Source organism: Burkholderia sp. RF4-BP95 (genome assembly GCF_001521985.1).
Taxonomy (GTDB): Bacteria; Pseudomonadota; Gammaproteobacteria; order Burkholderiales; family Burkholderiaceae; genus Burkholderia; species Burkholderia diffusa.
Window position 1 is genome coordinate 67,997 of sequence record NZ_LOSX01000027.1, and the last position, 16,905, is coordinate 84,901.

At 68.0% G+C, this 16,905-nt stretch carries 14 protein-coding genes; 6 read left to right on the forward strand and 8 right to left on the reverse strand.

Translation table 11 applies throughout. From position 1 onward, the window contains the following. Positions 1 to 65 precede the first annotated feature (65 nt). The 3 genes from WS46_RS11415 to WS46_RS11425 all read right to left on the reverse strand — a co-directional run bounded on the left by WS46_RS11415 (position 66) and on the right by WS46_RS11425 (position 3,211). A complete protein-coding gene (locus tag WS46_RS11415; protein ID WP_059690599.1) occupies positions 66 to 1,418 on the reverse strand; it encodes a D-tagatose-bisphosphate aldolase, class II, non-catalytic subunit in 1,353 nt (450 codons plus the stop codon). Then, a complete protein-coding gene (locus WS46_RS11420; RefSeq protein WP_059690676.1) occupies positions 1,406 to 2,362 on the reverse strand; it encodes a sugar kinase in 957 nt (318 codons plus the stop codon). The genes WS46_RS11415 and WS46_RS11420 overlap by 13 nt, the downstream gene beginning before the upstream one ends. Positions 2,363 to 2,434: 72 nt before the next feature. Then, a complete protein-coding gene (locus WS46_RS11425) occupies positions 2,435 to 3,211 on the reverse strand; it encodes an L-iditol 2-dehydrogenase (protein WP_059690600.1) in 777 nt (258 codons plus the stop codon). Between the two features lie 328 nt (positions 3,212 to 3,539). On the opposite strand from WS46_RS11425, the gene WS46_RS11430 reads away from it, so the two are divergent. From WS46_RS11430 to WS46_RS11450, 5 genes are all read left to right on the forward strand, one after another. Further along, the gene (locus tag WS46_RS11430; protein ID WP_059527909.1) at positions 3,540 to 4,001 is read left to right on the forward strand and encodes a Fur family transcriptional regulator; all 462 of its coding nucleotides are present in this window, start codon (positions 3,540 to 3,542) and stop codon (positions 3,999 to 4,001) included. 48 nt (positions 4,002 to 4,049) lie between these two features. Further along, entirely contained in the window at positions 4,050 to 4,964 is a 915-nt protein-coding gene (locus tag WS46_RS11435) for a metal ABC transporter solute-binding protein, Zn/Mn family (protein WP_059690601.1), read from the forward strand. Positions 4,965 to 4,977: 13 nt separating this feature from the next. Further along, positions 4,978 to 5,868 carry an ABC transporter ATP-binding protein gene (locus WS46_RS11440; RefSeq protein WP_059527914.1) on the forward strand — a complete coding sequence of 297 codons (891 nt, stop codon included), beginning with the start codon at positions 4,978 to 4,980 and terminating at the stop codon, positions 5,866 to 5,868. Next, positions 5,861 to 6,646 carry a metal ABC transporter permease gene (locus WS46_RS11445; protein WP_059527918.1) on the forward strand — a complete coding sequence of 262 codons (786 nt, stop codon included), beginning with the start codon at positions 5,861 to 5,863 and terminating at the stop codon, positions 6,644 to 6,646. Before WS46_RS11440 ends, WS46_RS11445 begins: the two co-directional genes overlap by 8 nt. A 136-nt stretch (positions 6,647 to 6,782) precedes the next feature. Further along, positions 6,783 to 7,241 carry a DUF2778 domain-containing protein gene (locus WS46_RS11450; RefSeq protein ID WP_059690602.1) on the forward strand — a complete coding sequence of 153 codons (459 nt, stop codon included), beginning with the start codon at positions 6,783 to 6,785 and terminating at the stop codon, positions 7,239 to 7,241. 303 nt (positions 7,242 to 7,544) lie between these two features. On the opposite strand, the gene fghA is transcribed toward WS46_RS11450, so the two are convergent. From fghA to WS46_RS11470, 3 genes are read right to left on the reverse strand one after another with little or no spacing between them, the layout of a single operon-like run. Then, positions 7,545 to 8,393, reverse strand: coding sequence for an S-formylglutathione hydrolase (fghA, locus tag WS46_RS11460; RefSeq protein ID WP_059690604.1), 849 nt, complete (start codon positions 8,391 to 8,393; stop codon positions 7,545 to 7,547). A 15-nt stretch (positions 8,394 to 8,408) separates the two neighbouring features. Further along, positions 8,409 to 8,630 (reverse strand): hypothetical protein, encoded by a 222-nt coding sequence (locus tag WS46_RS11465; RefSeq protein ID WP_059690605.1) that lies wholly within the window; start codon positions 8,628 to 8,630, stop codon positions 8,409 to 8,411. Between the two features lie 10 nt (positions 8,631 to 8,640). Then, positions 8,641 to 10,077: a xylulokinase gene (locus WS46_RS11470; RefSeq protein ID WP_059690606.1), complete on the reverse strand. Its 1,437-nt coding sequence runs from the start codon at positions 10,075 to 10,077 to the stop codon at positions 8,641 to 8,643. A 450-nt stretch (positions 10,078 to 10,527) separates the two neighbouring features. On the opposite strand from WS46_RS11470, the gene WS46_RS11475 reads away from it, so the two are divergent. Then, a complete protein-coding gene (locus tag WS46_RS11475; protein WP_059527937.1) occupies positions 10,528 to 11,904 on the forward strand; it encodes a nucleobase:cation symporter-2 family protein in 1,377 nt (458 codons plus the stop codon). A 267-nt stretch (positions 11,905 to 12,171) separates the two neighbouring features. Here the strand turns inward: WS46_RS11475 and WS46_RS11480 are convergent, their stop codons facing one another. Both WS46_RS11480 and bpeB read right to left on the reverse strand, forming a co-directional pair. Then, positions 12,172 to 13,695: an efflux transporter outer membrane subunit gene (locus WS46_RS11480; protein ID WP_059527941.1), complete on the reverse strand. Its 1,524-nt coding sequence runs from the start codon at positions 13,693 to 13,695 to the stop codon at positions 12,172 to 12,174. Next, positions 13,695 to 16,895, reverse strand: a complete 3,201-nt coding sequence (bpeB, locus tag WS46_RS11485) for an efflux RND transporter permease BpeB (RefSeq protein WP_059690607.1) — start codon at positions 16,893 to 16,895, stop codon at positions 13,695 to 13,697. Before bpeB ends, WS46_RS11480 begins: the two co-directional genes overlap by 1 nt. Positions 16,896 to 16,905 lie beyond the last annotated feature (10 nt).

Consider the following 16,905-nt stretch of genomic DNA (forward strand, 5'->3'; position numbering starts at 1 on the left):
ACTGTCGTCGGTGTTGCGTGTTGCGTATTGCGCGTTTCGTATTGCGTCGCTTCCTTCGCGGCCCGTCACGCCGGCCGCTGCATTCCGCACGCGCGCGCATAGTGCGCGATCACGTCGCGTATCCGGTGGCGCACCCATGCGCGCGGCTCTCTCGCGAGGCCGCCCGCGCGGCACGCGGCGTACACGTCCGGCAGCCACTGCGCGACGAGCGTCTCGGGCACGGGCTGCCGCGCAAGGTTGTCGAACAACTGCTCGACCGCCGCCGCGACGGCCGGCTGCAGCCAGTAATAGCGGATCCGGTCGCTGTAGCTGAACTGGCGCGCGAGCCGCTGCTCGGTTTCGTCGCCGCGGTAATACGGCGCCCAGTGCTCGGGCTGCGCGCGCATCGCGGCGTCGACGACGTCGCGCAATCGCGAGCGCTGCGCGACGTCGTCGATCAGCGCGTCCTCGATGAAGGTGAGCGCGAACAGCGCCTCGCGCAACGCGAAGGTCAGCGCGGGCCCGACCTTCAGCACCGCGAAGTGGTCGCGCACGAGCGCAGCGAGCGCGCCTTCGGTCTGGTAGTCGGTCGAATGCGCTTCGAACACGAGGCGCGGCGTGCGCAGGATGCTTGCACCGAGCGCTGCGGCCTTCGCGCTGTCGTAGTCGAGCACGTGGCGATCGTCGAAATCGACGCCCGGCTGCGCGACGATCGCGACCACGCGCGTCCATGCGTCGTCGAGCCCGGCCGCCGCGAATGCGCCGCGATGCGCGTCCAGCGTCGCGGCGATGCTGTCGCTGCGCGTGACCGCGATCCGCGCGATCGCATCGCCGCCCGTGCCGCCAGCCACTTCGCCGCCCGGCGTCGGCACCTCGGTGCCGATCACGTAGACGGGCGCGACGCCGGCGCGCGCCGCCACGTCTTCGGCCGCGCGGCACAGCTCGGCCGCACGGGTGGCGATGGTCCGGTCGTCGAGCCGCGCCGGATCGTCCGCGCACGCCATGCTCGCGTCGAGGTGGATCTTCTCGAAACCGGCTTCGACGTATGCGGCGACCATCGCGGCCGCTTCGCGCATCGCATCGGCCGCGCGGCGGTGCCGCCACGGGTTCGGGCCCAGATGGTCGCCGCCGAGCACCAGCGCCGACGGCGCGAGCCCGCAGCGCTGCGCGATCGCATCGACGTCGCGCCGGAAATCGGCGGGCGTCATGCCCGTGTAGCCGCCGAGATGGTTCACCTGGTTGCAGGTCGCCTCGATCAGGAGCGGCGAGCCGTCCGCGCGCGCGGCCTCGCACGCGGCCTCCAGCACGAGCCGGTGCGCGCTGCAGACCGAATAGATGCCGCGCTGCGCATCCGCGCGGTTCGCGTCGAAGATCATCCGCAGCACGGTGCCGGCGTGCGCGTTGCGCGGGCGTTCGGCGACGGGGGTCAGGCCGGACATGCGACACCTCGTTCGGTCAGGAAGCGGTCGATTTCCGTCGCGCTGCTGTTGCCTTCCATCGGGCCGCGCCGCGTGACCGCGAGCGCGCCGGCCGCATTCGCGCGGCGCAGCGCGACGTCGACCGGCAGGCCGGCGACGAGGCTCGCGACCAACGTGCCGCCGAAGCAGTCGCCGGCGCCGGTCGGATCGAGTTCGTCGACCGGCCAGGCCGGCACGTCCACACGGCTCGCACGGTCGAACGCGGCGCTGCCGGCCGCGCCGCGCTTGAGCACGACGCGCTCGAGCAGCGGATGCGTCGCGAGCAGCCCCGCGATCGCGCGCTCGGCCGGTTGCGGCCCGCAGAAAAACGGCAGGTCGGCCTCGCTCGGCAGAAACAGATGGCACGCGGCGAGCATCGTGTCGAGCGCCGCGCGCATCGGACGAAAGCTCAGCATCTCGGGTCGCACGTTCGGGTCGAACGACACCTTCGCGCCGACGCGCGCCGCTTCGATCACGCCGCGCTGGACCGCCGCGATCGCCGATTCGCTCGTCAGCGACGAGCCCATCACGTGGAAGTAGCGGCAGCCGTCGAACATCGCGGTGTCGACGTCGGAGGCATCGACGCACGCGGCCGCGCTGGTCGACAGGCTGAACACGAAGCTGCGCGAGCCGTCGTCGCGATACGCGACGAACGCGGTGCCGGTGGGACGCGCGACACGACGAATGCGCGCGACGTCGACGCCGTCGTGCTCGAGCCGCGCGACGATCGCGTCGCCGAACGCATCGCGCCCGACGCAGCCCGCATACGCGACGCGCGCGCCGAGCCGCGCGGCCTGGTCGGCGAAGATCGCCGGCGCGCCGCTCGGAAACGGCCCCGCGAACAGGCCCGGCGTGTCGAAGCCCTGGCCGCGCTCGGCGGCGACGAATTCGGCCAGCAGTTCGCCGGCGACGACGATCTCGGCCATCATGCGTGCCCTCGTGCGGCGTCGGCCGCGCGCGGCGCGGACGCCCGGGTTGCGCGTGCGAGCGGCGCCATGTCAGCTCATCCAGTTGCCGCCGTCGACGTTCAGCGTCTGGGCGGTGATGTAGTCGGCGTCGGTCGACGCGAGGAACAGCGCGGCGCCGGTCAGGTCGCCCGGCACGCCCATCCGGCCGAGCGGCACGGCTTCGCCCACGAGCCGCTTCTTCTCGCCGAGCGGCCGGTTCTCGTAGCGCGCGAACAGCGCATCGACCTGCTCCCACATCGGCGTGTCGACCACGCCCGGCGCGATGCCGTTCACGTTGATCCGGTGCGGCGCGAGCGCGAGCGCGGCCGACTGCGTGTAGCTGATCACCGCGGCCTTGGTCGCGCAGTAGTGCGAAACGAGCGCCTCGCCGCGACGCCCCGCCTGCGACGACATGTTGACGATCTTGCCGCCGCGGCCCTGCTCGACCATCCGCTGCGCGACGGCCTGCATCAGGAAGAACAGCCCTTTCACGTTGACCGCGAACAGCCGGTCGAACACGTCCCAGGATTCGTCGAGGATCGGGCGCATGTCGAAGAGCGCCGCGTTGTTGAACAGGATGTCGACGCCGCCGAAGCGCTCGACGGCGGTCGCGACGATGCGCTCGATATCGTCGCGGCGCGTGACGTCCGCGGTGACGGCCACCGCGCGGCCGGGGTTCGCCTCGATCAGCCGTGCGAGCGAACCGCTCGCGGGCTTCACGTCGACCAGCACGCAGCGCGCGCCCTCGTCCAGATAGCGTTGCGCGACCGCTTCGCCGATGCCGCTTGCCGCGCCCGTCAGGATCGCGACCTTGTCTTCCAGTCTCACTGGTTGTCTCCGGTTCGTTCTGCTGTGCGAAGGCAGCGAGGTGAGCGAACGCTCGCCGACCGATCAATTGCTCTGTTGTTGGTCGAATGATCGGATACGCGATTCACGCTGTCAAGGCGGCACGGCGGCTTTCGATGATGCGCTGCGGCACGATCGCGCCGCGCGTCGCGTGGGGAACCGCGCGCGGCAAGGCGCGGCGCGCTGGGTGCGGCGCGGCTGAAACGGCGATGAAGGGGACGGAGCCGGTGCGCGGGGCGGAATTCGGGCTGCACGACGAGAAGATACGTTATATCATCGCGATACTTCGTTTCATTGCCTGCTTCACGCCATGGCCACCTCATCGCCTATCGACGCCCGGCTGTCCCGGGCCGACGCATTCGCCGCCGAGCACGGGCTCGCGTGGACGCCGCTGCGCCGCCAGGTCTACGAACGCGTGCTGGCCGCGCAGCGCCCGATCGGCGCGTACGACCTGCTCGCCGAGCTCGAGCCGCAGCGCGGCCGCGTGCCGCCGACGACCGTCTATCGCGCGCTGGATTTCCTCGTCGAGCACGGCTTCATCCACCGGATCGAATCGAAGAACGCGTTCTTCGCGTGCTGCGAGATCGGCGTGCCGCACGAAGGCCAGTTCCTGATCTGCGACTCGTGCGGCGAGACCGTCGAGATTCCGGGCAGCGACCTCGCGAAACAGCTGTCCGCGAGCGCGCCCGCGCACGGGTTCGAAGTCCACCACCAGGTCGTCGAGCTGAACGGCCTGTGCGGGCACTGCAAGGGCAAGCCCGCGCAACGCTGACACCGCACACGCGCGGCGCACGCGCCGCCCCTTCCAACGAGGAGTTTCATGTCCATTGCCCTGAAGCGCGCGCCGCGGCGCGCCCTGCCGCTTGCCCGTCTGTTCGCCGCCGCGGCCGCCGCGCTGTCGATCGCCGCACCCGCCTTCGCGCAGGCCGCGACCGTCAACGTGGTCGCCGCCGAGAATTTCTATGGCGACGTCGCATCGCAGATCGGCGGCCGCCACGTCGCGGTGACCAGCATCCTCAGCAATCCCGATCAGGATCCGCACCTGTTCGAAGCGAGCCCGAAAACCGCGCGCGCGCTGCAGCACGCGCAGGTCGTGATCTACAACGGCGCGGACTACGATCCGTGGATGGGCAAGCTGCTCGGCGCGTCGAAGCAGGCGAAGCGCGCGACGATCGTCGTCGCGGATCTCGTCGGCAAGAAGGCCGGCGACAACCCGCACCTGTGGTACGACCCGGCGACCATGCCGGCCGCCGCGCGCGCGATCGCGGCCGAGTTGGGCCGCGCCGATCCGGCGAACAAGGCCGACTACGACGCGAACCTGCAGAAATTCATCGCGTCGCTGAAGCCCGTCGACGACAAGGTCGCCGCGCTGCGCGCGCAATACAAGGGCGTGCCGGTGACGGCCACCGAGCCGGTGTTCGGCTACATGTCCGACGCGATCGGCCTCGACATGCGCAACCAGCGCTTCCAGCTCGCGACGATGAACGACACCGAAGCCAGCGCGCAGGACGTCGCCGCGTTCGAGAACGACCTGCGCAAGAAGCAGGTGCGCGTGCTGATCTACAACAGCCAGGCCGAAGCGCCGATGACCAAACGCCTGCTGAAGATCGCCCGCGACAGCGGCGTGCCGGGCGTGAGCGTCACCGAGACGCAGCCTGCCGGCAAGACCTTCCAGCAATGGATGGCCGGCCAGCTCGACGCGCTCGCCGCCGCGCTGGCCGCCAGCAAGAAATGACTTACGCAACGCCATGACCGACACTCCCCACGCACTCGCACTCGATCGCGTCACGCTCGAACTGGGCGGACGCACGATCCTTCGCGACGTGAGTTTCTCGATCGAACCCGGCGAATTCGTCGGCGTGCTCGGGCCGAACGGCGCCGGCAAGACGACGCTGATGCGCGCGGTGCTCGGTCTCGTGCCCGTCGCGGGCGGCACGCTGTCGGTCGGCGGCGTGCCGGTCGCGCGCGGCAACGCGTCGATCGGCTACATGCCGCAGATCAGGAGCGGCCTCGCGAATCGCCGGATGCGCGGCTACGACTTCGTCGCGATGGCCGCCGACGGCCACCGCTGGGGGCTGCCGCACACGAACGCCGCGACGCGGCGCGACGTCGACCGCGTGCTCGACCTCGTCGGCGGCCGGACGCTCGCGCGCCGGCCGCTGTCGGAGCTGTCGGGCGGCGAGCGGCAGCGCCTGCTGCTCGCGCAGTGCCTGCTCGGCAACCCGAAGCTGCTGCTGCTCGACGAACCGCTGATCAGCCTTGACCCGAACCACCAGCGCGGCGTCGTCGAACTCGTGCGCAAGGTGCAGCGCGAACTCGGCATCACCGTGCTGTTTTCCGCGCATGAACTGAATCCGCTCCTGAACGCGCTCGACCGCGTGCTGTATCTCGGCAACGGCGTCGCGGCGCTCGGCACCGTCGACGAGGTCATCACCAAGCCCGTGCTGTCGCGGCTCTACGGCTCGCCGATCGACGTGATGCGCGTGAACGGCAAGATCTTCGTGATGTCGGGCGACGTCGAAATCGAAAAGCACGATCACGAACACGAGGACGACGACGGCCACTCGCACGGCGGTGGCGGCGGCCACGACCATCACCACCACGGACACGCCCATCCGGGGCATTCGCACGATGTTTGAATACGACTTCATGATCAACGCGTTCGCCGCGTCGGGAATCGTCGCGGTGCTCGCGGGCATCGTCGGCTACTTCCTGGTGCTGCGCGGACAAACCTTCGCCGGCCACGCGCTGTCGCACGTCGGCTTCACCGGCGCGACGGGCGCGGTGCTGCTCGGCATTTCGCCGATCTGGGGGATGGTCGGTTTCACGCTCGCGGCCGGGATCGGCATGGGCGCGCTCGGCGAACGGCTCGCGGGCCGCGACGTCGCGATCGGCGTGATCCTGTCGGGCGCGCTCGGGTTCGGCCTGCTGTTCCTGCACTTCTACACGTCGTTCGCGACGCAGGTCACCGCACTGCTGTTCGGAAACGTGCTCGCGGTCAACCACGACACGCTCGCGGTGCTGGCCGGCATCGGCGCGGTGAGCCTCGTCGCGCTCGCGCTGATCGCGCGGCCGCTGCTGTTCGCGTCGCTGCAGCCCGAACTGGCCGAAGCCAAGGGCGTTTCGCTGCGCACGGTGTCGATGCTGTTCCTCGCGGTGTGCGCGCTCGCGGTGGCCGCGGCGACGCAGATCGTCGGCGTGCTGCTCGTGTTCACGCTGCTGGTCGGGCCGGCCGCGGCCGCGCAGAACGTGTCGACGCGGCTGTCGACTGGCGTGCTGCTCGCCGCGCTGTTCGCGCTGTTCGAAGCGTGGGCCGGGATCGCGCTCGCGTATCACACCGACTGGCCGACGAGCTTCTGGATCACCGCGCTGTCCGCGCTCGTGTATGGCGCGAGCCTGTTGCGGCGACGCACATGACGTTCAGCCGGTTCCCGGCATGCCTCGCAACCGTGCCTGTCGGCGCACCCAATATTTTCGGACCAATCCGATCGCGCGCGCCACATCGACCATGGCAGGATGTTCAGCCCCCGCTCCGGCTGAGCCATACCCTGCCATGCTCGAATGCACATTCGATCTGAACGATCAGGACATGAGTCGTCTGCAATGCGGCGCCATGTCCTTTCCAGCCTTTTCGGGCAGCGCGCGTCACCGCAATCGCCGCTCGTCGTCGTGCCTCGTCGGTGAAGGCGCCATTCCGCCAGGCCGCTACTACATCGTCGATCGGCCAACCGGCGGCATGCTGGGCCCGCTGCGAGAACTCTTCAGCGACAAGAGAGACTGGTTTGCGCTCTATGCCGCCGACGACAACATCGACGATTACGTACTTTGCGACGACGTCCGACGCGGAAGTTTTCGCCTTCACCCAAAAGGCGTGCGGGGAATCAGCAGGGGATGCGTGACCATCGAATCGATGATCGATTACGCGCGACTGAAAGACTTGCTGACCGCGCAGAAGCCCATTCCGATCCCGGGCTCCTCCGTGCGGGCATACGGCACGATTACCGTCAAATGAAGCGAATCGTGTACCGAGCCGCAGTCACCGCGTGGGTACTCGTGGCATCCGTGTCGCTTGCGAGGCTATGCCTCACTCACGCGTCGTTCGCACTACCGATACCCGATCGCGCGTGGGTTTGGCTCTTCACGCATGTACCCGGGTTCTGGGACGGCGAGGCGGGCGGTGATCTCGTCATCGTCGTGCATTTGCTGGTAGCGTTTGCAGTGGTGATACCGGCGACATGGCTCGCCTTGCGCCTGCTGCGAAAGTCGAAGCGCCACGCCACTCGCTGATGCGGGATAGCGTGGCCGGTTCGCCGCACTAACGTGACAACACCCGCGCATGATGCGCGACGTGATCGGCGATGAACGTCGAGATGAAGTAGTAACCGTGGTCGTAGCCCGCATGACGGCGCAGCGTCAGCGGCTGGCCGGCCTTCGCGCACGCGGCTTCGAAGACGTCGGGGTTCAGCTGGTTCGCGAGGAACTGGTCGGCGAGGCCCTGATCGACGAGGATGCCGTCCGCGAACTTCGGCGCATCCGCGCGCGCGACGAGTTCGCTCGCGTCGTGCTGCTTCCACGCTTCGCGATCATCGCCGAGGTACCCCGAGAACGCCTTTTCGCCCCACGGGCAACGCGTCGGCGCGGCAATCGGCGCGAACGCCGACACCGACCGGTACAGGTCGGGGTGACGCAGCGCGAGCGTCAGCGCGCCGTGCCCGCCCATCGAGTGGCCGAAGATCCCGAGCCGCGCGCCGTCGATCGGCAGCTCGGCCGCGACGAGCTCGCGCAGCTCGCCCGTCACGTACGACTCCATCCGGTAATGCGTCGACCACGGTGCTTGCGTCGCGTCGACATAGAAGCCCGCGCCGACGCCGAAATCCCACGCATCGGCCTCGCCCGGCACGCCCGCGCCGCGCGGGCTCGTATCGGGCATCACGAGCGCGAGGCCGTGCTGCGCCGCGTACTGCTGCGCGCCGCCCTTGATCGCAAACGTCTCCTCGGTGCACGTGAGCCCCGCGAGATAGAACAGCGCCGGCACGCGACCGTGCGCCGCTTGCGGCGGCAGGTACACCGAGAACTTCATCGGCAGGCCGATCGCCTTCGAATCGTGGCGATAGAAGCGTTGCTCGCCACCGTGGCAAGCATGCGAAGAAACGAGTTCGAGCATGGGGTTCCCTTCCGTTCAATACAGCACGATCGGGCGAATCGATTCGCCCTTCTTCATCGGGTCGGCGGCGCCGTGGAGCGTCTCGAGCGGCAGCACGTGCGTGATCCGGTCGAGCCGCGCCGCGCGACACGGCGTTACCGTGGCGTGCCCGTCATGATCCCCGATCCCGCCGCCCGGCGCGTGCGTGAAACAGCCGCCGGCTTGCCGCGACGCGTCACCGCTGTCGCGACAGGACACGTGCCCGAGTTTAAACGCCGGTCGTGAACCACGCATCCGTTCGCGCATACAGATCGACGAAACGCGCATGGCGTGCGGCCAGCGCGCGATCGTCGTGCGGCGCGGCGACCGGCGACGCGGTCGGCGCCAGCGTGCGCAGCGCGTCGCCGCGCCAGTGTCCGATCGCGACGCCCGCGAGCAGCGCGGCACCGCGCGTCGCGGCATTCGGGCAATCGACCGCGTCGAGCGACGCGCCGAGCGCATCCGCGAGCAACTGGCGCCAGCGCGGATCGACCGAGCCGCCACCGGCGAGGCGCAACGTCGTCACCGAATCGGCCCGATTCGCATCGCGGATCGCATCGAGCCCCGCGCGCAACGCGAACGCGACGCCCTCGAACGCGGCGCGCATCATCGCGCCGCGCGTGTCGCCGAGGCCGAGACCGAGCCAGCCGCCGCGCGCGTCGGGATTCATCCACGGCGAACGCTCGCCCGTCAGGTACGGCAGGAAGCAGAGCCGCGCCGACGCCGCCTGCGCGAATGCGTCGTCGTACGCATCCGGCCAGCGCGGATAGCCGAGCCAGCCGCGCACGGCTTCGAGCGCGAGCCCGACGTTCTGCATCGCGGCCATCGTGTAATAGCCGTCGCCAGCCGCCGTGCGATAACGGTGCAGCCCGCGCCGTGCGGGCGGCAACGCATCCGCGAGCACGACGATCTGGCCGCCGCTGCCGGTGGTCAGCAGCGCGTCGCCCGCCGCGACGAGCCCGCTGCCGAGCGCCGCGCACGCGGTATCGGCCGCCCCCGTCGCGAGCGGCACGCCGGCCGGCAGCCCGAGTGCCGCCGCCGCCTTCGCATCGAGCACGCCGCAGCGCGCACCCGACGCCCGCACCGGTGCGAACCGGTCGACGGGCAAGCCGAGCGTGTCGATCAGCGCCGTATCCCAGGCGCCGTCCGGCGTCGCGAGCGCGGTCGCGCATGCGTCGCTCGGATCGGCCGCGACCTCGCCGCCCAGCGCGACGCGCAGCCAGTCCTTCGGCTGCACCGCCCAGCGTGCGTCCCGCAACGCCTGCGGTTCGTGTGCGGCCACCCAGCGCAACAGGGGGCCCGCCATGCCGGGCGCGACGGGATTCGGCGCGCCCGGCCAGTCGGCCGCGTCCGCTTCGCGCGCCGCGCGCGTATCGGGCCACAACAGCGCGGGCCGCACCGGCCGCCCGGCCGCATCGATCAGCACGACGCCGTGCATCTGGCCGGAGAGGCCGATCGCCGCGACCTGCGCGCGCTCGTCGGCCGGCAATCGCGCAGCGGCGCGCACGAGCGCCTGCCACCACACGTCGGGGGTGATTTCAGCCCAGCCGGGCTGCGGCGACGACAACGCATAGGGTTCGCTCGCAACCGCGCGCTCGACGCCATCGGCATCGAGCGTGACGAGTTTGACGGAGCCGGTACCGAGGTCGATTCCGAGCAGGCGCATGACGGGTTGGCGTATTCGAATAAACGGATATCGATGATAGCGGGATCGCGACATGCGGCCCGATTTGCGCGGCGATTTTGACGCGCTGGCGACGCGATAAAACGAAGCCGCGCACGACCGGTTTCACCCGGCTGCACATGGCGTGCCAAAACGGCCGCCAGCGGGTTAACCCGGCGCGATTTTCCGCCGGTCGTTTTTTCCACTATGCCGCGGTCGCGATACACACCATAAAGCCGCCGATATTTGACATGGGGGCCTGCACTATTTTGAAGGGCTATAAAACCGGGGAACCTCACTCCAGCGGCGTTTCCCGATGATCGACACCCTGTTTCATGCCGAAATGGCATATCGAACCAGCAAAGAACGGAATAGAACCCAGCGCTCTTGTTGCGATGTTCCATTCCGCATAACTTCGTATCACCCCGAAAACAAGATCATGGAGTGAGACAGATGCAATCGAACACGGTCCATCCGTGCGATGAGGTGCTGCCGACCGGCAAGCTTGTAACGCTTGGTCTCCAGCACGTCCTCGTCATGTACGCCGGCGCCGTCGCCGTGCCGCTTATCGTCGGCGGCGCGCTGAAGCTGCCGAAAGACCAGATCGCGTTCCTGATCAGCGCCGATCTGTTTTCGTGCGGCATCGCCACGCTGATCCAGACGCTCGGCCTGTGGATCTTCGGGATCCGCCTGCCCGTCATCATGGGCTGCACGTTCGCGGCCGTCGGCCCGATGATCGCGATCGGCACCAACCCCGGCCTCGGCATTCTCGACATCTTCGGCTCGACCATCGCGGCCGGCATCATCGGCATCGTGCTCGCGCCGATGATCGGCAAGCTGTTGCGGTTCTTCCCGCCGGTCGTCGTCGGCACCGTGATCGCGGTGATCGGGCTGTCGCTGATGGAAGTCGGGATCAACTGGGCGGCGGGCGGCGTCGGCAATCCGGAATACGGCAGCCCCGTCTACCTCGGCCTGTCGCTGCTCGTGCTCACGCTGATCCTGCTGATCAACAAGTTCGGCCGCGGCTTCCTCGCGAACATCTCGGTGCTGCTCGGCATCGTCGCCGGCTTCGTGATCGCGTTCGCGATCGGCCGCGTGAATACCGACGGCGTCGCGCACGCACCGTGGGTCGGCTTCGTGATGCCGTTCCACTTCGGCCTGCCGCACTTCGACCCGCTGTCGATCGCGACGATGGTCACGGTGATGTTCGTCACGTTCATCGAATCGACCGGCATGTTCCTCGCGGTCGGCGACATGGTCGATCGTCCGGTCAACCAGGAGCGCCTCGTGCGCGGCCTGCGCGTCGACGGTCTCGGCACGCTGATCGGCGGCATCTTCAACTCGTTTCCGCATACGTCGTTCTCGCAGAACGTCGGCCTGATCGGCGTGACGGGCGTGAAGAGCCGGTACGTCTGCGCGACGGGCGGCGTGATCCTGGTGCTGCTCGGCCTGTTCCCGAAGATGGCGCAGGTCGTCGCCTCGGTGCCGCCGTTCGTGCTCGGCGGCGCGGGCATCGTGATGTTCGGGATGGTGGCCGCGAACGGCATCAAGGTGCTGTCGAAGGTCGACTTCGTGAACAACTCGCACAACCTGTTCATCGTCGCCGTGAGCGTCGGGATGGGCCTCGTGCCGGTCGTGTCACCGCACTTCTTCTCGAAGCTGCCGCCCGCGCTCGCACCGATCCTGCACAGCGGCATCCTGCTTGCGTCCGCCTCCGCCGTGATCCTGAACATCGTGTTCAACGGCGTGAAGGGCGAGAAGGATGCACGTTGCGAAATCCGCCGCGCAGGGCACGACTTCGACGGACGCCCGGCCGACGCGCATCACTGATCGATCCGACCCGGATGCGCCAGGGCATGGCGCGATACGGTAGAGGAAAAACGCCACGGCTTGCCGTGGCGTTTTGCTTTGTGGCGAGTTGATTGGGCGACGATAGTGGTGGCGCCGGCGGCGCCGGTGATGACGATCCGCGATCGCTGCTTACCCAAACCGGCCGCAAAAAAAACGCCACGGACTTTCGTCCGTGGCGTCGTCGCATCCCGGAGACCGAGACTTCAGCGAACCGGAGCGGTCGCCCGCCCCTGCCCGCCTTCGTGCTTACCCGTTCGTCGCCGCTGCCGACGCAGGCGCCGGTGCGGCCGCCTTGTCGTAGTCGACCGTTTCGTCCGGTGCACGCGGCGTCTCGCCGGCGCGCTGGATCCAGCCGCCGCCCAATGCGCGGTACAGCGTGACCAGGTTCGTCCAGCGTGCCAGACGTGCGCTGATCAGCGACTGTTGCGCCGAGTACAGGTCGGTCTGCGCGGTCAGCACCGACAGATAGCTGTCGACACCGTTCTTGTAGCGCAGGTCCGACAGGTCGAAGCGTCGCTGCTGCGCGTGCTCGTTGCGCTCGAGCGCGGCGATCTGCTGATCGTACGTGCCGCGTGCAGCCAGCCCGTCCGACACTTCGCGGAACGCCGACTGGATCGCCTTCTCGTAGTTGGCGATCTCGATGCGCTTCTGCACGTTCGCGAGGTTCAGGTTCGCGATGTTCTGCCCGCCTTCGAAGATCGGCATCGTGATCTGCGGCGCGAACGACCACGCCGCCGTGCCGGCCTTGAACAGGCCGCCGAGCGTCGGGCTGCCGGTGCCGAACGCGCCCGTCAGCGAGATGCGCGGAAAGAACGCCGCGCGTGCCGCGCCGATGTTCGCGTTCGCGGCCAGCAGCGTCTGCTCGGCCTGCATCACGTCCGGACGACGCGTCAGCAGGTCGGAAGGCAGGCCGGCCGGCACGTCCGTCAGCAAGTTCTGCGCGTCGAGCGGCATGCCGGGCGGCAGGTCGTCCGGCAGCGGCTCGCCGATCAACAGCACCAGCCCGTTCAGCGCCTGCGCGCGTGCACGCGCCTGCGCCTGCTGGTTCGCGAGCGCCGTCTCGACGACCGTCTGCGCCTGACGCAGCTCGAGCTCGGAGCCCGTGCCGTTGTCGAACTGCAGCTTCGTGAGGTCGTACGACGCCTGTGCCGTCTTCAGCGTGTTTTCCGTGACCTGCAGCAGGTCGTCGGTGGACAGCAGCGTCAGATACTGGTCCGCGACCTGCGACACGAGCGAGATCTCGGTCGCCTGCCGCGCATACGACGTCGACAGGTACTGCGCGAGCGCCTGGTCCTTCAGGCTCTGCACGCGACCGAACAGGTCGAGTTCCCACGACGCGGAAACGCCGACGTTGTAGGCGCGCGAGATATACGGCGCCCCGGTCTGCGACAGGCCCTGCGGCACGCGCTGGATGCTGCCCGTGCCCGTGCCGTCGAGCGTCGGGAACAGGCCCGCGCGCGTGATCTGGTACTGCGCGCGCGCCGCCTCGATGTTCAGCACCGACACGCGCAGGTCGCGGTTGTTCTTCAGCGCGATCTCGATGAGCCGCTGCAGGCGCGGATCGACGAAGAATTCGCGCCAGCCGATGGCGGTCGCCGCCTGGCCGTTCGCGCTGCGCGCGCCGGCAGCGCCCGGCTGCGTCGCATAGACGCCGCCGGCCGGGTACGCCTGCGCGACGGGTGCGTCGGGCCGCGTGTAATGCGGCGCCATCGTGCAGCCCGTGGCAAAGAGCGCGACCGCGATTGCAGTCAAAGCGTGTTTTTGCATCATCACTGTCCCTTGTTGCCTTCGTCGCCGTTGCCCGGCTTCTCTTCGTGGTGCGAGTGCTCCTGAGCCAGACGCAGCGCCTGGTCGACGTCTTCCTTCTCGCCGCTGAAGATCGCGCGGATCTTCACGAAGAACATCGGGATCATGAAGATCGCGAGGAACGTCGCCGTGATCATCCCGCCGATCACGCCCGTGCCGATCGCGTGCTGGCTCGCCGAACCCGCGCCGTTGCTGATCGCGAGCGGCATCACGCCGAGAATGAACGCGAGCGACGTCATCAGGATCGGACGCAGCCGCAGGCGCGCTGCTTCCAGCGCGGCCTCGATCGGCCCCATCTTCTCCGTCATCTGCAGTTCGCGCGCGAACTCCACGATCAGAATCGCGTTCTTCGCGGACAAGCCCACGGTGGTCAGCAGGCCGACCTGGAAGAACACGTCGTTCTCGAGGCCGCGCATCGTCGCCGCGAGCAGTGCGCCGATCACGCCGAGCGGCACCACCATGATCACCGAGAACGGGATCGACCAGCTTTCATACAGCGCCGCGAGACACAGGAACACGACGAGGATCGAGATCGCATACAGGATCGGCGCCTGCGAACCCGACTGGATTTCCTGGAACGACAGGCCGGTCCACGAATAGCCGATACCGACCGGCAGCTTCTTCGCGAGCCCTTCCATCGCGGTCATCGCCTGGCCGGTCGACTTGCCCGGCGCGGCCTGACCCTGGATTTCCATCGCCGAGACGCCGTTGTAGCGCTCGAGCTTCGGCGAACCGTACGTCCAGTGGCCGGTTGCGAACGCGCTGAACGGCACCATCCCGCCCGACCCGTTGCGCACGTACCAGATGTTCATGTCCTCCGGCGTCATCCGGAACGGCGCGTCGGCCTGCACATACACCTTCTTGATCCGGCCGTCGGTGTCGAGGAAGTTGTTCACGTACTTCGACGCCCACGCGATCGAGAACGTCTGGTCGATCGCCTCCGCCGTCACGCCGAGCGCATTCGCCTTCTCGCGGTCGATGTCAACCTTGTACTGCGGCGTGTCGTTCAGGCCGTTCGGGCGCACGCCCTGCAGCGTCGGATCCTTCGAGGCCATCCCGAGCAGCTGGTTACGCGCGGCCATCAGCGCGTCGTGGCCGAGACCGGCGTTGTCCGTCAGCTCGAAGTCGAAGCCCGCGGCCGTACCGAGTTCGGGAATCGACGGCGGGTTGAACGGGATCACGATCGCGTCCTTGTAGCCGGCGTAGCGACCGAACATCCGGCCGATCAGCGCCTGGACCTTCTGGTTCGCATGCTGACGCTGCGAGTAGTCCTTCAGCCTCACGAACACGAGACCGGAGTTCTGGCCGCGGCCCGCGAAGCTGAAGCCGTTGACCGTGAACGCCGATTCGACGATTTCCTTCTCGTCCTTCAGCAGGTAGTCGGAAATGTTCGCGAGCGTCTTCGCGGTCGTTTCCTGCGTCGAGCCCGACGGCGTCTGCACGATCACGAACATCAGGCCCTGGTCTTCATCCGGCAGGAACGACTTCGGCAGGCGCACGAACAGCAGGCCGACCGCGACGATCACGACCAGGTAGATGATGAGCCAGCGGCCCGAACGCTTGATCACGTGGTGCACGCCGACGTGGTACTTGTCGCGGCTGTTGTTGAACGTGCGGTTGAACCAGCCGAAGAAGCCCTTCTTCTCTTCGTGATGCCCTTGCGGGATCGGCTTGAGGATCGTCGCGCACAGCGCGGGCGTCAGAATCAACGCGACCAGCACCGACAGCACCATCGCCGACACGATCGTCAGCGAGAACTGACGATAGATCGCGCCGACCGAACCGCCGGAGAACGCGACCGGCACGAACACCGCCGACAGCACCAGCGCCACGCCGACGAGTGCGCCGGTGATCTGGCCCATCGCCTTGCGGGTCGCCTCCTTCGGTGACAGGCCCTCTTCCGCCATCACGCGCTCGACGTTCTCGACCACCACGATCGCATCGTCGACCAGCAGGCCGATCGCGAGCACGAGGCCGAACATCGACAGCGTGTTGATCGAGAAGCCCACCAGCGACATGATCGCGAACGTGCCGAGCAGCACCACCGGCACCGCGATCGTCGGGATGATCGTCGCCCGCAGGTTCTGCAGGAACAGATACATCACGAGGAACACGAGCACGATACCTTCGAGCAGCGTCTTGACCACTTCCTCGATCGACAGCTTCACGAACGGGGTCGTGTCGTACGGATACTTCACGACGAGGCCGTGCGGGAAGAACGGTGCGAGCTCGTCGATCTTCGCGCGCACGGCTTTCGCGGTCGCGAGCGCGTTCGCGTTGGTCGCGAGCTGGATACCGAGTGCCGCGGTCGGCTGACCGTTGTACTTCGTGTCGAAGTTGTAGTTTTCGCCGCCGAGGCCGATCTGCGCGACGTCCTTCAGGCGAACCTGCGAGCCGTCCTGGTTGACCTTCAGCAGGATGTTGCCGAACTGCTCGGGCGTCTGCAGCAGCGTCGATTCGGTGATCGTCGCCTGCAGCACGGTGCCCGGCTTGGCCGGCGTGCCGCCGATCTGGCCGCCCGCGATCTGCACGTTCTGTGCGGTGATCGCCGAGCTCACGTCGACCGGCGTGAGGCCGTAGTTCGTCAGGCGGGTCGGGTCGAGCCAGATCCGCATCGCGTACTGCGAGCCGAACAGCGTGACGGTGCCGACGCCGTTCAGCCGGCTGATCGGATCCTTCACGTGCGACGCCACGAAGTTCGCGAGGTCGTACTTGTTCATGCTGCCGTCTTCGGAGTTGAAGGCGAGCACCAGCAGGAAGCTGCTGCTCGACTTCGTCACCGACAGGCCGAGCTGCTGCACGACCTGCGGCAGAACCGGCGTCGCGAGCGACAGCTTGTTCTGCACCTGGACCTGCGCGATGTCGGCGTTGGTGCCCGGCGCGAACGTCAGCGTGATCGTCGCGTTGCCCGAGTCGTCACTGGTCGACGACATGTACAGGAAGTTGTCGAGACCGCTCATCTGCTGCTCGATCACCTGCGTCACCGTGTCTTCCACCGTCTTCGCGGAAGCGCCCGGGTAGTTCGCGGTGATCTGGATCGATGGCGGCGCGATCGTCGGATACTGCGCGATCGGCAGCGTGAAGATCGCCGCGACCCCGGCCAGCATCAGGATGATGGCGATCACCCACGCGAAGATCGGGCGATCGATAAAAAACTTTGCCATGAAACAGGCT

Excerpts from the sequence above, each read along its gene's own strand:
- WS46_RS11470 (WP_059690606.1), bottom strand. The coding sequence starts at position 10,077 with ATGCGCCTGCTCGGAATCGACCTCGGTACCGGCTCCGTCAAACTCGTC.
- WS46_RS11450 (WP_059690602.1), top strand. The coding sequence starts at position 6,783 with ATGCTCGAATGCACATTCGATCTGAACGATCAGGACATGAGTCGTCTG.
- WS46_RS11430 (WP_059527909.1), top strand. The coding sequence starts at position 3,540 with ATGGCCACCTCATCGCCTATCGACGCCCGGCTGTCCCGGGCCGACGCA.
- WS46_RS11415 (WP_059690599.1), bottom strand. The coding sequence starts at position 1,418 with ATGTCCGGCCTGACCCCCGTCGCCGAACGCCCGCGCAACGCGCACGCC.
- WS46_RS11435 (WP_059690601.1), top strand. The coding sequence starts at position 4,050 with ATGTCCATTGCCCTGAAGCGCGCGCCGCGGCGCGCCCTGCCGCTTGCC.
- fghA (WP_059690604.1), bottom strand. The coding sequence starts at position 8,393 with ATGCTCGAACTCGTTTCTTCGCATGCTTGCCACGGTGGCGAGCAACGC.
- WS46_RS11420 (WP_059690676.1), bottom strand. The coding sequence starts at position 2,362 with ATGGCCGAGATCGTCGTCGCCGGCGAACTGCTGGCCGAATTCGTCGCC.
- WS46_RS11475 (WP_059527937.1), top strand. The coding sequence starts at position 10,528 with ATGCAATCGAACACGGTCCATCCGTGCGATGAGGTGCTGCCGACCGGC.
- WS46_RS11480 (WP_059527941.1), bottom strand. The coding sequence starts at position 13,695 with ATGATGCAAAAACACGCTTTGACTGCAATCGCGGTCGCGCTCTTTGCC.
- WS46_RS11440 (WP_059527914.1), top strand. The coding sequence starts at position 4,978 with ATGACCGACACTCCCCACGCACTCGCACTCGATCGCGTCACGCTCGAA.
- bpeB (WP_059690607.1), bottom strand. The coding sequence starts at position 16,895 with ATGGCAAAGTTTTTTATCGATCGCCCGATCTTCGCGTGGGTGATCGCC.
- WS46_RS11445 (WP_059527918.1), top strand. The coding sequence starts at position 5,861 with ATGTTTGAATACGACTTCATGATCAACGCGTTCGCCGCGTCGGGAATC.